12 protein-coding genes are annotated in these 14,441 nt (G+C 35.2%); 7 read left to right on the top strand and 5 right to left on the bottom strand.

Going from position 1 to position 14,441, the window contains the following annotated elements; translation table 11 throughout:
- Positions 1-14 precede the first annotated feature (14 nt).
- Complete coding sequence (locus RTP99_RS09180) at positions 15-1,775, bottom strand: alpha-glycosidase (RefSeq protein ID WP_000910093.1); 1,761 nt, start codon at positions 1,773-1,775, stop codon at positions 15-17.
- 323 nt (positions 1,776-2,098) lie between these two features.
- Between RTP99_RS09180 and RTP99_RS09175 the strand changes: the two genes are divergently transcribed.
- The 4 genes from RTP99_RS09175 to malR all read left to right on the top strand — a co-directional run bounded on the left by RTP99_RS09175 (position 2,099) and on the right by malR (position 6,880).
- Positions 2,099-3,358 (top strand): extracellular solute-binding protein, encoded by a 1,260-nt coding sequence (locus RTP99_RS09175; RefSeq protein WP_312365346.1) that lies wholly within the window; start codon positions 2,099-2,101, stop codon positions 3,356-3,358.
- A gap of 65 nt (positions 3,359-3,423) precedes the next feature.
- The gene (gene malC / locus RTP99_RS09170; RefSeq protein ID WP_001194989.1) at positions 3,424-4,725 is read left to right on the top strand and encodes a maltosaccharide ABC transporter permease MalC; all 1,302 of its coding nucleotides are present in this window, start codon (positions 3,424-3,426) and stop codon (positions 4,723-4,725) included.
- Positions 4,726-5,568, top strand: a complete 843-nt coding sequence (gene malD, locus RTP99_RS09165; RefSeq protein ID WP_312365342.1) for a maltosaccharide ABC transporter permease MalD — start codon at positions 4,726-4,728, stop codon at positions 5,566-5,568. It begins immediately after the preceding gene.
- Positions 5,569-5,848: 280 nt separating this feature from the next.
- On the top strand, positions 5,849-6,880 hold the full coding sequence (malR, locus tag RTP99_RS09160) for a maltose operon transcriptional repressor MalR (protein WP_000219039.1): 1,032 nt from the start codon (positions 5,849-5,851) through the stop codon (positions 6,878-6,880).
- Between the two features lie 4 nt (positions 6,881-6,884).
- On the opposite strand, the gene RTP99_RS09155 is transcribed toward malR, so the two are convergent.
- Positions 6,885-8,048, bottom strand: coding sequence for an aminotransferase A (locus RTP99_RS09155; RefSeq protein ID WP_000434558.1), 1,164 nt, complete (start codon positions 8,046-8,048; stop codon positions 6,885-6,887).
- Between the two features lie 123 nt (positions 8,049-8,171).
- The gene (locus RTP99_RS09150; protein WP_000929285.1) at positions 8,172-8,372 is read right to left on the bottom strand and encodes a hypothetical protein; all 201 of its coding nucleotides are present in this window, start codon (positions 8,370-8,372) and stop codon (positions 8,172-8,174) included.
- A gap of 309 nt (positions 8,373-8,681) precedes the next feature.
- On the opposite strand from RTP99_RS09150, the gene kinB reads away from it, so the two are divergent.
- Positions 8,682-9,956: a sporulation sensor histidine kinase KinB gene (gene kinB / locus RTP99_RS09145; RefSeq protein ID WP_000420388.1), complete on the top strand. Its 1,275-nt coding sequence runs from the start codon at positions 8,682-8,684 to the stop codon at positions 9,954-9,956.
- Positions 9,957-10,009: 53 nt separating this feature from the next.
- Here kinB and RTP99_RS09140 read toward each other — a convergent pair whose 3' ends face one another.
- Positions 10,010-10,759: a DUF3967 domain-containing protein gene (locus RTP99_RS09140; RefSeq protein ID WP_000388461.1), complete on the bottom strand. Its 750-nt coding sequence runs from the start codon at positions 10,757-10,759 to the stop codon at positions 10,010-10,012.
- Positions 10,760-11,148: 389 nt separating this feature from the next.
- On the opposite strand from RTP99_RS09140, the gene nucA reads away from it, so the two are divergent.
- Positions 11,149-11,583: a DNA-entry nuclease gene (gene nucA / locus RTP99_RS09135; protein ID WP_000811499.1), complete on the top strand. Its 435-nt coding sequence runs from the start codon at positions 11,149-11,151 to the stop codon at positions 11,581-11,583.
- A 35-nt stretch (positions 11,584-11,618) separates the two neighbouring features.
- Positions 11,619-12,008 (top strand): competence protein ComJ, encoded by a 390-nt coding sequence (gene comJ / locus RTP99_RS09130; RefSeq protein WP_000424014.1) that lies wholly within the window; start codon positions 11,619-11,621, stop codon positions 12,006-12,008.
- A gap of 37 nt (positions 12,009-12,045) precedes the next feature.
- On the opposite strand, the gene metE is transcribed toward comJ, so the two are convergent.
- Positions 12,046-14,334, bottom strand: a complete 2,289-nt coding sequence (gene metE, locus RTP99_RS09125; protein ID WP_001007594.1) for a 5-methyltetrahydropteroyltriglutamate--homocysteine S-methyltransferase — start codon at positions 14,332-14,334, stop codon at positions 12,046-12,048.
- Between the last annotated feature and the right edge of the window lie 107 nt (positions 14,335-14,441).

Here is a 14,441-nt window from a genome sequence, read left to right as displayed (position 1 = left end):
AAGGATTTTTTTGATTACCATTTTAATATGGAGAATCCATATGGAGGAAGTGTAACTTGTAATACACTTGCTTCCGCTGAAAATTCTTCGTTTGTATAAATATTAATGATTTTCTTTCCAGTAACATGGAGAGGCAGTGAAGCTGTAATATCACTATTAGTCGGATTTAAAACGAAAAAGATAGTTTCATCTTTATATGTTTTTGTATAAGAAATATAATTATGTTTATCATTTGCTTCGATGAATTGGAAAGTACCATGTCCTCCAAATGCTTTATATTGCTTTCGTAACGAAATTAATGTTTGTACATGTGTAAATAATAGATGATCTTGTTCTTTCGTATCCCAAACCATACATTTGCGGCAATCTGGGTCCATACCGCCGTCCATACCAACTTCGTCTCCATAATAAATACAAGGAGAGCCGATGAAAGAAAGGTGGAATACATAAAGTAACTTTAACTTATTTTTATCTCCGTTACATGTTGTCAATATTCTTGGTGTATCATGGCTGTCTAATAAATGAAATGCTGCTTCATTTACATTCATAGAGTAGGAATGTAGAGATTCTATAATTTGTTTCATGAATTCATTTGCCTTAATGGAATCGTTAGCAAAGTAAGACAGTAGAGCGTTTGTAACCGGATAGCTCATTACAGCATCAAATTGATCTCCTTGTAGCCAAGGAAGTGCATCGTGCCAAATTTCTCCTAAAATATATACTTCAGAATTTAATGCTTTTATCTCCCTTCGGAATTCTCTCCAAAAGTTATGGTCGACTTCATTTGCTACATCAAGGCGCCACCCGTCTATATTGAATTCTTTTACCCAATAACGCCCTACTTCAAGTAAGTATTCTTTTACATCCGGGTGTGCAGTGTTTAATTTCGGCATATACGGTGTAAACGCAAAAGTATCATAGTTCGGAAGTGGCTCAGTTTTAATTGGGAACTCATGAATATGAAACCATTCTTTATATGCTGACTGTTCACCATTTTCTAGTACATCTTGAAATTTATCGAAAAAGTATCCACTGTGATTGAATACGGCATCGAGCATTACTTTTATACCATGTGTATGACATGCTTGAACGAGTTCTTTGAATGTTTCTTTTGTGCCAAATTGTGGATCGATTTCCATGTAGTCAATTGTGTCATATTTATGATTTGAATGTGCTTTGAAAATAGGTGTGAAATATATTCCCGAAATTCCAAGCTTAACAAGGTAATCGAGGTTTTGAATAATACCAGCAAAATCTCCGCCGAAAAAATTAGTTGGAGTTGGTTCAGCGCTGCCCCAAGGAAGGGTGTTTTCTGGATTCAGCGTACGATCGCCATTAGCGAACCGTTCTGGGAAAATTTGATACCAAACAGTATCTTTAATCCAGGAAGGTGCTTTGAATACATCATTTGCATGAATAAATGGAAAACAGAAAAAGTTACCAACGTCATCATTTGGAATGCTGGAAAAAAATCCACGTTCTGCATAAATAAGCGTTTCTGTCTCCGCTTTTAATTCAAATCCGTAACGTAAGCGCTTAAATTTTGGCTCGATGGAAATGGACCAATAATCAAATAATGCAGTAGAACCGGTTTTTTTCATCGGTGCACTTGAAGAAATCCACTTCCCGTCTGTCCATTCATAAGGATCACCATAAATAAGAGTGGTACTTTGAACATCGTCTCTTTTCGTACGTATTCGGATGTGAATCGTTTTTTCATCGTAAGCGTATGCGTAATTATCTTTTGGCCTATGATAGATGGCGTCTTTAAGCATATAAAAAATCCCCCTTTACTATCTCTATGCATATTGTTCCCTTAAGTATAATAATAAAGCATATGTTGCAAACGATTGCTTTTTGCATAGCTTTAATATTGCTTATAAGAGTAGTATTCATTTCGTATAAAGTCAATGTATAAAGAGTGTAGTAATAATATTTTAAAATTAATATTTGCAAAATGAATAAAAGAATGTATAATGATAGACAAATAGCGCAAACGTTTTCATAGATTGAGATATTGTTTGCGCTTCTATTAAAATATTAAATGCAAACGTTTTCAATCAGTAAGGTACATATACAATTCAGGGAGGTTTTTGGGATGAAGAAAGCATTATCATTATTAACGGTTTCAGCATTATCAATTGGTATGTTATCTGCATGTGGACCGAAAGATTCAGGAAAAAAAGAAGAAAGTAAAGCAAAAAAAGATTACGATCTACTCGTTTGGGAAGATGATAAAAAAGGTGTTGGTTTAGAACCAGCAGTGAAAAGCTTTGAGGAAAAATATAAAGTAAAAGTAAAAGTTGTTGAAATGCAAATGACAGATCAAGTGAAGAAGTTACGCCTTGATGGACCAGCGGGGACGGGACCAGATGTTGTAACATTGCCACATGATCAAATCGGAAATGCAGTAACAGAAGGTTTACTTTCTGAAGTGAAAGCTGATGATTCTATAAAGAGTAAATTTACTGATTCATCAATAGAAGCACAGACATATAACGGAAAATTATATGGTTTACCAAAAGCAATTGAGACACCAGTCTTTATTTACAATAAAAAACTAATGCCAAAAGCACCAGAAACGATGGACGAGCTGTTTAACTTCTCAAAAGAATTTACGAAAGATGGCAAGTACGGATTTTTAGCATTAGGAGATAACTTCTACTTTGCTAATGCATTCATGGCAGGTATGGGTGGTTATGTGTTTGGTGAAAAAGATGGAAAGCCAAATGCAAGTGATGTTGGATTAAATAATAGCGGAGCAGTACAAGGTGCTGAGTATCTTCAAAAATGTTACAAAGAAAAGTTATTCCCGAAAGGTATTATCGGTGAATCTGGTGGACCTGCTGCTGATGGGCTATTTAATGAAGGAAAAGCAGCATCTATCATGAACGGACCTTGGGCGTTCCAAGCAATGGAAAAGAACGGAATTGATTATGGCGTTGCTCCAATGCCGAAATTACCAAATGGTCAACCAATGAAAACGTTTGTTGGGGTTAAAGGATGGCATGTAACAAGTTTCTCTAAACAAAATGATTTAGCTACAAAGTTCACTGAATGGGTAACGAATGAAGAAAACGCAAAAATTCGATTTGAGAAGACGAAAGAAATTCCTCCAGTAAAAGCAGTAATGGAAGATCCAATTATTAAAGATAACGAAGCTGCAAAAGCAGTTGCAACACAATCTGAAAATGGAATTCCAATGCCAAACATTCCAGAAATGCAAGAAGTATGGAAACCAGCTGGAGATGCGCTTCAATTAGTTGTTACGGATAAAGAGGCACCAAAAGCAGCACTTGATAATGCAGTGAAGCAAATTAAAGGTAATATTGAGGCAAATCATAGTAAGAAAAAATAAGGTGAAATTCGTGCCTCTAATATGAGGGGCACGAATTCTCTCCCAAGAAAAAAGGGGGAAGGAACATGCAAACATCTATGGAACCAGCAAACGGCTTAAACGGTTCAAAACATAGGAAAATGGCAACCATGTTATCAATCATTCCAGGCGTGGGCCAAATGTATAATAAACAATTTGTAAAAGGTCTTATTTTTCTAGTATTAACAGGTTCATTTATTGTAGCCTTTGCTGATTTATTAAATATGGGATTATGGGGAATTGTAACGCTTGGTACAGAAGTTCCACGTGACCATTCTGTTTTTCTATTAGTAGAAGGAATCTTGGCACTCATTGTCATCGTGTTTGGACTCGGAATATATGCATTTAATTTATATGATGCATACCAAAATGGAAAGAAACGGGATATAGGAACACCGTTAAACTCTGTAAAAGAGCAATACCGTAATTTACTAGACCAAGGTTTTCCGTATTTAATGGTTTCACCAGGGTTTTTATTACTTATCTTTGTCGTTGTATTTCCAATCATTTTCGTAATTTTAATTGGATTTACGAACTATGATTTATATCATTCTCCTCCAGCTAAATTAGTAGATTGGGTAGGGTTTAAAAACTTTATTGATATCTTTACATTACCGATGTGGAGAGAAACTTTTTTAAGTGTATTTTCTTGGACTGTCATTTGGACATTCGTTGCAACGACATTACAAGTTGCGCTTGGTATTTTCTTAGCGATTATCGTAAATCAGCCTGGTATTAAAGGGAAGGCGATTATTCGAACAATCTTCATTTTACCGTGGGCGGTCCCAGCATTCGTATCTATTCTTGTTTTCTCTGGTATGTTTAATGAAACATTTGGAGCAATTAACAATCAAGTATTAGCTTTATTCGGAATTGAAAAGATTGCTTGGATGACAGATCCATTTTGGGCGAAGATTGCTTTAATTATGATTCAAACGTGGCTTGGATTCCCGTTCGTCTTTGCAATGACAACAGGTATACTGCAATCGATTCCAGGAGAATTATACGAAGCGGCTACAGTAGATGGAGCTACAGCTTGGCAACAGTTTCGTAAAATTACATTGCCACTTGTTCTATATGCAACAGCACCAATATTAATTACGCAATATACGTTTAACTTTAATAACTTTAGTATCATCTATCTATTTAACGGCGGAGGTCCTGCTGTAGCTGGACAAGACGCAGGTGGAACAGATATTTTAATTTCATGGATTTATAAGTTAACGATGACTTCCGCGCAGTACGGAAAAGCAGCAGCTCTTACAATGATCTTATCGTTAATCGTTATTACAGTTGCGTTATGGCAATTTAAGAGAACAAAATCATTCCAAGAAGAGGATATGATGTAAATGAATATTAAAAGACAAAAGATGTTACGTCTCTCATTAAGTTATCTCGTTATTTTCGTAATGTGTGCCATCATTTTCTATCCATTATTATGGATTATTGGCTCATCGTTTAATCCGGGTGATAGTTTATCTGGATCAAGTATTATTCCGCAAAATGCAACGCTAGATCATTATCGTAAGTTATTAGATTTAGAGAATAGTAATTATTTACTATGGTATAAAAACACATTAAAAGTAAGTGTTTTAACGATGATTTTTTCAGTGTTAGCAATTAGTTTTACTGCTTATGCATTTTCGAGATACCGTTTTGTTGGAAGAAAAAATGGTTTGTTAACATTTTTAATTTTGCAAATGATTCCAAACTTTGCAGCGTTAATCGCTTTATACGTATTAGCACAGTTAACAAGATTAATTGATACGCACCTTGCGTTAATTTTAATTTATGTAGGCGGGGCAATTCCAATGAATACATGGCTTATGAAAGGGTATTTTGATACGATCCCGAAAGAATTGGATGAGTCAGCTCGTATGGATGGAGCAGGACATTTCCGTATTTTTTGGCAAATCATTATGCCACTTGCAAAGCCAATCGTAGCGGTTGTAGCGTTATTTACTTTCATCGGCCCATTTACAGATTTTATTTTAGCGAGTATTATTTTGCGCACACCAGAAAATTATACGTTAGCAGTTGGATTATATGAAATGGTGGCGAAGAAATTTGGGAATGAATTTACAACGTTCGCAGCGGGTTCCGTATTGATTGCAATCCCAATTTCAATTTTATTCCTATCACTACAAAAATACTTTATCTCTGGTTTAACTGCTGGAGGTACGAAAGGATGAAAAATGGGACATTATGTCCCATTTTTCTTTTCATCTTCCTATAAAACATTTTATAGGGAGATGAAAAGAGATTTGACATCCCATATGAAAAGAAGTGAAATAAATAGTATATTATAGTATAGGAAAAAAGAGCTCTATCCCTTACAATACATGAAGAGGGAGAATATGATAGGTTTTACAAGATAGAATCAATGAAAGTTTATGACTTCCCCTATTACTTGCAACGGGTGCAAGATGAAAATATATAAAATGGCAGAGAAGTGAAAGGAGGGGGATTTTTATGACAGTTACAATTAAAGATGTGGCGAAGAAAGCGAATGTAGCACCATCTACCGTTTCTCGTGTAATTGCTGATAATCCAAGTATAAGTGAAAAAACAAAGCGTCGTGTTCGGAAAGTAATGAGTGAACTAGGGTATCATCCTAATTTAAACGCAAGAAACCTAGCTAACCAAACAACAAAAACACTTGGCCTTGTTATGCCAAGTTCTGCAAGTAAAGCTTTTCAAAATCCGTTTTTCCCAGAAGTTATAAGAGGGATTAGTTCGTTTGCACATGTGGAAGGGTATGCACTTTATATGTCGACAGGTGAAACGGAAGATGAAATTTTTAATGGTGTTGTAAAGATGGTGCAGGGGCGCCAAATTGGTGGTATTATTCTTTTATATTCAAGAGAGAATGATCGGATTATTCAATATTTACATAAACAAAATTTCCCGTTCGTATTAATCGGGAAACCATATGATCGTAAAGAAGAAATTACATATGTAGATAATGACAATTATACAGCTGCAAGAGAAGTAGCAGAATATTTGATTTCATTAGGTCATAAACAAATCGCGTTCATCGGCGGTGGATCAGATTTACTTGTAACGAGAGATCGTTTGGCTGGTATGAGTGATGCTTTAAAATTAGCAGATATTGTATTACCAAAAGAGTATATTTTACATTTTGATTTCTCAAGAGAGAGTGGTCAACAAGCTGTGGAGGAATTAATGGCGCTAAAGCAACCACCGACAGCAATTATGGCAACGGATGACTTGATTGGACTTGGTGTGCTAAGTGCACTTTCTAAAAAAGGATTCGTTGTACCGAAGGATGTTTCAATTGTAAGCTTTAATAATGCTTTATTATCAGAAATTGCGAGTCCGCCACTTTCGACAGTTGATGTGAATATATACCAGCTAGGATATGAGGCAGCAAAAGCTTTAGTTGATAAAGTTGAGAATGCGGAGTCTACTGCAAAGTGTATCATTATTCCGCATAAATTATTGAAGCGTCAAACTTGCGATCATTATGCAAAAAAAAGCTAAGAGTTTAACTCTTAGCTTTTTTTTGTAGAAAGGCTTCTAAACGGTCACAGCCTTCTTTTAAAGTTTCAATACTATACGCATAGGACAAGCGAAGGTAGCCTTCCCCATATTCAGAGAATGCTGTTCCGGGAACGACGGCAAGTCCAGCTTCTTTCACAAGATCAAGTGCAAAATCAAATGATGAAGATGTTAAATGACCAACATATGGGAATAAGTAAAATGCACCTGTTGGTTTTTCAACTGTTAAGCCCATTTGAGTGAGTCTATTATATACGTAATCACGGCGTTTTTTGTATTGATGACGCATCATTTTTGGTGCATCTTTAGCAGCTGTTAATGCTTCAATTGCAGCATATTGAGCGATTGAAGTAGAGCACGTTACGTTGTATTGATGAACTTTTAATATATGCCCAGCTAAATAGTTTGGTGCGAATAATAGACCGATACGCCAGCCAGTCATAGAATGTGATTTTGATAAACCGTTAATGACGATAGTCTTTTCGCGCATTTCTGGGAAATGAGCGATCGATGTATGTGTTTGTTCATATACAAGTTCGCTATAAATTTCATCAGAAAGGACGAAAATATTTTTATCTTTTAAAACATTTACAATATCCTGTAGTTCTTCTTTTGATAAAGTTACACCAGTTGGATTAGAAGGATACGGCAGTACGACGCATCTTGTTTTTTCTGTAATGGCATTTTTTAGTGCATCGGCTGTTAAACGGAAGCCAGTTTCACGAACATCTATAAATACAGGGGTTGCACCGCATAATCGAATAATCGGCTCGTACCCTGGATAAATAGGGGCAGGTAAGATGACTTCTGTTCCTGGCTCTAAAATCGTTCGAAATGCAACATCAATTGCTTCACTAGCACCGATTGTAACGATGGTTTCGTTTTCAGGTAAATAATGTAAATCGTAGTTATCTTTTACAAAGTTACAAGCTGCCTTGCGTAATTCTAGTAAACCAGCGTTATGTGTATAGCTTGTATAATTTTCTGTAATAGCCCGTTTTGCCGCTTCTTTTACGAGAGAAGGTGTAGGAAAATCAGGTTGTCCAATTGTTAAAGAGATAAGATTATCATAGTTTTGAATCATGTTAGAGAATTGACGGATTCCAGAAATTTGGATGTCCTTTACTCTAGGGTTAATGAATTGTTCCATTGTATCTCCCTTTCTTCCGTTTGAAAATTAAGTTCATTTTAACATATTTTCTATCATTTCGCTTGCGTATATGGTATGTAGAAAGAGAGGGATAATAGAAAAAAAGCCGCTGTAAGCGACTTTTTAATATCCGTATTCCCAATCTATTTCATCTTCATTCCAAAGTACAGAGGATACTTTGCCAAGGTGAACAACTGATTCATTCACAGCGCATGTGCAATTTTCTTCTCCTGTTTTATGCTGTAACTCTTCATACACTGATTTTTCAACGTTTTCTAGAACGACCAAATTTTCTTCTTTTAAAACAAGCGTAGTACCCGCCATATTTATCTTCCTCCTACTAAAATAATGATCACTTATTTGTAAACATAGATAGTATGGATTATATGCTGTATTTTGCTATAGTTGTCCGTCTTATGAAGTATTTTTTATTTTCTTTGTAATCCGTATTCATTGTATACTGCCGGGCAGAAATTTGGTACAGGGTTTACATTCATTTCGAAAATCTGTAACAATTATTATGTGTTGTTAACAAAGAATTAACAAATACGTTAAGAAAAATCAAAATTTTAAAACAAACAAACCTGTAAAATGATATAATCATATCAAAATACATATAGGGGATGAGAGGCTATGGAGCTTATCCGTGATTTAATGATCCAAATTGCCATCATTATTTTGCCACTATTTTTATACGAAGCGATTCGTTTAAATCGTTATCAAGAAATGCCTCCGAAGCCGAACCGCTACTTTATTATGTTTTTATCTAGCATTACACTCGTTCTCTCTATGACATACTCTATTTGTTTTGGGGACGTTTGCGGGTATAACTTTCACCCAATCCCAATTGTTAGTGGTTTTTTATATGGTGGGATTGTTGGTTTAATCCCGGCCGTTATTTTTGTTGTCTATGAATGGGTGCTAAAGGGCATAAACCTTCTTCCAGTCATAGAAGTAATATTTCTATTGATAGTTCCATTATTTTTATCAAAGAAATGGTCTCTATTTTCAAGGGATAAGAAGCTAATTTTAGCATTTATGATTTCATCATTGTACGTACTTGTTTCTTTAGTGATTGGTATGATTAACGTTCTGTTAGAAACGGGATTTACACCATATGTTTCGCACTTATATAGCGGATATATATTTGCTTCGCTTATTATGGTTATGACAATGGTATTTCAGGTGTACTTAACAGAATATTTAAATGAAAATGCAATACTACGTACAGAGATGCAAAAGTCAGAGAAACTTAATATTGTAAGTGAGTTAGCAGCAAGTGTTGCACATGAGGTTCGAAATCCACTCACTGTTGTTCGTGGTTTTATTCAATTGCTAGAAAGTACGGAAGATGTGAAGAATAAGGATTATATGCGTCTCGTATTAGCTGAATTGGACCGGGCAGAACAAATTATTTCAGATTATTTAAATTTAGCAAGACCACAAATTGAGAAAAAAGAACATATTTGCTTATCCGCTCAATTAATAGAAATGACAACTCTTATGTCATCATTTGCAGCGATGCAAGGTGTATATTTGCAAGTTGAGATTTCTGAAAGTCTTTATACGATCGGTGATAAAACGAAATTGAAGCAAGCTATTATGAATGTTGTTAAAAATGGTATTGAAGCAATTCAAGGAAATAAAGGATATTTAAAAGTAACGGCTATGCAAAAAGATGAAACGATTGTAATAAGAGTTAAAGACAGTGGTGTTGGGATGACGAAAGAACAATTAGCAAGGCTCGGACAACCGTATTATTCTTTAAAAGAAAAAGGGACAGGATTAGGACTAATGGTAACATTTAGTATTTTACAAGCGCATAATGGTACGCTGGAATATAAAAGCGAAAGTGGGAAAGGGACTGAAGCAATTATTATATTGCCAGCTGTAAGAAATAAGGAATAAAAGTTACCGATAGAAGGTAACTTTTTATTTTATATTAGAAAAAATATATTATGCTATTCAGTTGTTTTTTCTTGTTTTGTTCGGCTAAATAAACTTCTAAATGATTGGAAAAAGCTTTGTTCTTTTGAGGCGGCGACTAATCTTTTTGTTTCTTGAATTTCGCGAATTACTTGCATAAGTTGTGCATCACGGTTGCTATCTTTATTATAAATTTGATTTACGAGTTTATTCATTTTTTCTTCTTGTTTAGATTCTCGTTTATACATATGATTCATTAATAAGTCCATCTTTTCTTTTTGCAGAGCATCTGTTTGAGCGGCATGATCCACTAACTCTTGTAGCATTTTTTCTTGAGATCCTTCTTTTACATAAACTTGTTGCATCAACTCATCTAGCTTTTCATCTTTTAAACGATTTTGGGTAATAAGGGTAGAATTTTGATGAATAATGGCTTCATTTAGTTGAGCGAGCATTTCAAGTTTTAACATGAACTCCTCGAAGTTACGCCCATCTTCTTTTTCTTTCGGTTGTATTTCTTGCGTATCTTGTATAACTGGTACAGGTGGGGCCTCTTTTTCTTTTAAAATAATTGGTATCGTTTCTGAAATATCTTCCTGCAATGTAGCAGCTCTTTCATGTATAGATTTCAATAGTTTTAAATCATCAAGTTTATAAATACGAGCATCAGCTGTTTTAGAAATTATATAACCATGTTCCTCTAACAGTTGACTATATTTGCGGACTATATGTTTTGGGATGCCTGTTTTATTCGTCACATCTTTCGTTTTATAGGTAGCTTCCATGATATTTCCTCCCCAAAAAGTATCGTATATATCATTTCAATCTTTTATGAGGACTTCCTTTGAAAAAGAATGTCGGAAGGCTATTAGTTTTCTACAGCATTAGTGAAAAGATGAAGAAAAATGAGAGTTTTTGGCGGAATGGCGAAGAAGAGCTAAAATAATGTCTGAAAACATATACAGGATAAGTTTGTTATAATAAAGTGAAACTTTAATCAGTGGGGGTTTTGTTCATCCACCACTGATTATCAGCCCTCACCAATCGGGCTTTTACGGACAGTTAATCCCCCACCTAACTTCTTTGCTTTCGCTGAATTTTGAGGTGGGGGTCTTACTGCTCGTTAATGCGTGATAACTGAGGAAAAGAAACAGGTAGAATCACGGAGGTATACATGAAACAATTAAAAGGTATTATCATTTCAATTATTGCAATTCTTTCTATTGTAGTAGCGGTGTATGAAGTGCTTGTTCCAGAGGAAACAAGTATTAAAAAAACAAATGCGTATGATCAAGTTCTAGAATTTCCGAAAGATCGATATCCAGAGACAGGGAAACATATTACGGATGCTATAAAAGAAGGACATTCAGAAGTTTGTACAATCGACCGTGGTGGTGCTGCGGATAGAAGAAAATTATCGTTAGCTCCATACCCATCAAAAAAAGGGTATGATCGTGATGAATGGCCAATGGCGATGTGTAAAGAAGGCGGAAAAGGAGCGCATATTGAATATATAAGTCCAGCCGATAACCGCGGAGCAGGCTCTTGGGTAGGAAATAAGTTAGATAAATACCCAGATGGTACGCGTGTGAAATTTGACGTAAAGTAGTAGTTGCATATTTCATAATGAAGGAGAAGGGAACGATGGAGTTAACAATTTCGTATTCGCAATTAATGTTGATGAACTATGACGGTGATCAGCCTTACGTTGACTGGACGGATGAAGATTTTGAAAGAGGTTATGCGAAGGCAGATGGAACTGTTATTTTTGAAGCACTTTCTGATTATACTTGTGAAGTAAAAGTGACCCTAGGGAAACATATTGAGAAAGAAGAAGTGATTAGAACGGTTACAGTTCCTTTTACAGTTGAAAATGAATGTATCGTTGTAGCAAGTATTCTTTCAAATAAATTTCAAATTCCTATTCCAAATGGTGAGTATACGGTTGTATTACAAGCAACACCTCTTGAAGAACCAACGGATGATGAATTATATAAAATACAATATGAATTCTTTTTTGAAAGTAAAGAATAAAAAATGGGGTATCCTCAAAAAGGATACCCCATTTTTATTATGCGTTTGTTTTTAACAAGGAACGAGCGTCTTTTGCCGCTTGCACCATGTGCTCTAAAGCTGGAATAACTTCTTCTGTTCTTCTCGTTTTTAAACCACAATCAGGATTAATCCAGAAATATTTAGGATCGCATACTTTTAAAGATTGTTCTACGATTTTATACATTTCATCTTTACTTGGTACACGTGGGCTATGAATATCATATACACCTAGACCGATACCTTTTTCATATGTTGTATGTTTTAATGTATCAATAAATTCACCGTGACTTCTTGATGTTTCGATAGAAATCACATCTGCATCTAATGCGCGAATCGCATCAACGATATCTTCGAAGTTACTGTAACACATATGAGTATGAATTTGTGTTTCATTTGCTACAGAAGAAGTTGCTAAAAGGAAGGATTGTACTGCCCATGTAATATAAGCGTCCCAATCTTTTTCTTTTAGTGGCATTCCTTCACGAAGTGCTGGCTCATCGACTTGAATTACTCGAATTCCGGAAGATTCAAGTAGTTCAATTTCATGACGAAGAGCTAATGCAATTTGATATGAAACTTCTTTTCTTGGAATGTCATTTCGAACGAAGGACCAATTTAAAATCGTAACAGGTCCAGTTAACATTCCTTTTACAACTTTTTCTGTTAAGCTTTGTGCATACACAGTTTCCTTAATAGTCATTCCGTTAATAAAGGCTACATCACCATAAATAACAGGTGGTTTTACGCAGCGGGAACCGTATGATTGCACCCAACCGTTTTTAGTGAATGAGAAACCAGCAAGGCGTTCACCAAAATATTCGACCATGTCAGTTCTTTCAAATTCACCATGTACAAGAACATCAAGACCAATTTCTTCTTGGTAACGAATCCATTTTTCTGTCTCTTTTTCAATAAATTGTTCATATTGTTCATTTGAAATAACACCGTTACGCCATTCTTTTCGCGTTTGGCGAACTTCAGTTGTTTGTGGGAAGCTACCGATAGTTGTTGTTGGTAACAACGGTAACTTCAGGGCAACTTGTTGTAATTCATATCGTTTTTCAAATGGAAGAGGACGTGAAAAATCTTCTTCTTTTAATGCTGTTCGTGCTGCTTTGACATCTTCTCGGTTACGTGCAGCAGATGAACGAATTGTATGATGTACATTTCGATATGTTTCCAGCTCATTATGAATGCTTTCTGTACCTTGAGTTAGAGCGGAATGAATAAGAACTAACTCTTCTAATTTTTGATTTGCAAATGCCAACGCATCAAATAGCTCAGTCGATAAGTGAGTTTCTTCTGTTTTATCGATTGGCGTATGCAATAAGCTACAAGAAGGCTGAACGATGAAATCTTTCGTTTGGACTTGTTTTTGTAACGTTGTAAATAACGTAAGAACTTCATCAAGATCGGCTCTCCAAATGTTACGGCCATCTATACAACCAACAGCTAAAGTTTTATCAGCTGGGAATCCATATTTTGAAATAGCATGTAGATTACCTTCTTTACCATGAACGAAATCTAATCCAATACTTGATACTGGGAATGTAATAATTTCTTCATAGTTTTCTTCTACACTATCAAAATATGTTTGTAAAAGAAGATTCGCATTTGGAACTTCTTTACGAATAGCTTCATAAATTTCTTTTGCTTGTTGAACTTCTTCTTTCGTTAAAGAAGCGAAAATCGGTTCATCAACTTGAATGATTTGTGCACCAGCTGCATGTAGTTCTGAAAGCAGTTGTACGTAGGGTGCAACTAACTGTTTTAAAATAGTAGCAAATTGTTCTTGTGTATAGCCTTTAGCTAATTTCAAGAAAGTATATGGTCCTAAAATAACAGGTTTTCCATCTATTCCTAATTCTTGTTTTGCCTCTTCGTATAAGCGAAGTGGACGATTATCTTTTAAAGAGATTTGTAATCCCTCTTCATATTCTGGAACGATATAATGATAGTTTGTGTTAAACCATTTTGTCATTTCGGAAGCTACGTGATCTTTAGAGCCACGCGCCATTGCGAAATATACATCAAGGTAAGATGTAAACTCAGAAAAACGTGATGGGATAAATCCTAGCATATAAGCAGTATCCAAAACGTGATCGTAATATGTAAAGTCGCCAATTGGAATAAGTTCAATCCCTTTTTCTTGCTGTGCTTTAACGTGTTGAAGACGAATTTCTTTCATTGTTGTTAAAAATTGTTCTTCATCAATTTTATTAGACCAAAAAGCTTCCAATGTTTTTTTCCACTCTCGTTGTAGTCCGATACGTGGATAACCTAAGTTACTTGTTTGAATTGCCATTTCAAATTCCTCCCCAATTGAAAGTAAGCATTTCCGTTTACTAGGAAATACCTATAACAAAAAGCATAAAGGCATAGAAAATAAGCCTTCCTTTTTGTTTTAACACC

This window comes from Bacillus sp. (in: firmicutes), assembly GCF_031983925.1.
Lineage (GTDB): Bacteria > Bacillota > Bacilli > Bacillales > Bacillaceae_G > Bacillus_A > Bacillus_A pacificus.
This window is presented reverse-complemented; position numbering and strand designations above follow the sequence as displayed.

Excerpts from the sequence above, each read along its gene's own strand:
- RTP99_RS09175 (WP_312365346.1), top strand. The coding sequence starts at position 2,099 with ATGAAGAAAGCATTATCATTATTAACGGTTTCAGCATTATCAATTGGT.
- RTP99_RS09155 (WP_000434558.1), bottom strand. The coding sequence starts at position 8,048 with ATGGAACAATTCATTAACCCTAGAGTAAAGGACATCCAAATTTCTGGA.
- malR (WP_000219039.1), top strand. The coding sequence starts at position 5,849 with ATGACAGTTACAATTAAAGATGTGGCGAAGAAAGCGAATGTAGCACCA.
- RTP99_RS09180 (WP_000910093.1), bottom strand. The coding sequence starts at position 1,775 with ATGCTTAAAGACGCCATCTATCATAGGCCAAAAGATAATTACGCATAC.
- RTP99_RS09140 (WP_000388461.1), bottom strand. The coding sequence starts at position 10,759 with ATGGAAGCTACCTATAAAACGAAAGATGTGACGAATAAAACAGGCATC.
- malD (WP_312365342.1), top strand. The coding sequence starts at position 4,726 with ATGAATATTAAAAGACAAAAGATGTTACGTCTCTCATTAAGTTATCTC.
- RTP99_RS09150 (WP_000929285.1), bottom strand. The coding sequence starts at position 8,372 with ATGGCGGGTACTACGCTTGTTTTAAAAGAAGAAAATTTGGTCGTTCTA.
- comJ (WP_000424014.1), top strand. The coding sequence starts at position 11,619 with ATGGAGTTAACAATTTCGTATTCGCAATTAATGTTGATGAACTATGAC.
- malC (WP_001194989.1), top strand. The coding sequence starts at position 3,424 with ATGCAAACATCTATGGAACCAGCAAACGGCTTAAACGGTTCAAAACAT.
- kinB (WP_000420388.1), top strand. The coding sequence starts at position 8,682 with ATGGAGCTTATCCGTGATTTAATGATCCAAATTGCCATCATTATTTTG.
- nucA (WP_000811499.1), top strand. The coding sequence starts at position 11,149 with ATGAAACAATTAAAAGGTATTATCATTTCAATTATTGCAATTCTTTCT.
- metE (WP_001007594.1), bottom strand. The coding sequence starts at position 14,334 with ATGGCAATTCAAACAAGTAACTTAGGTTATCCACGTATCGGACTACAA.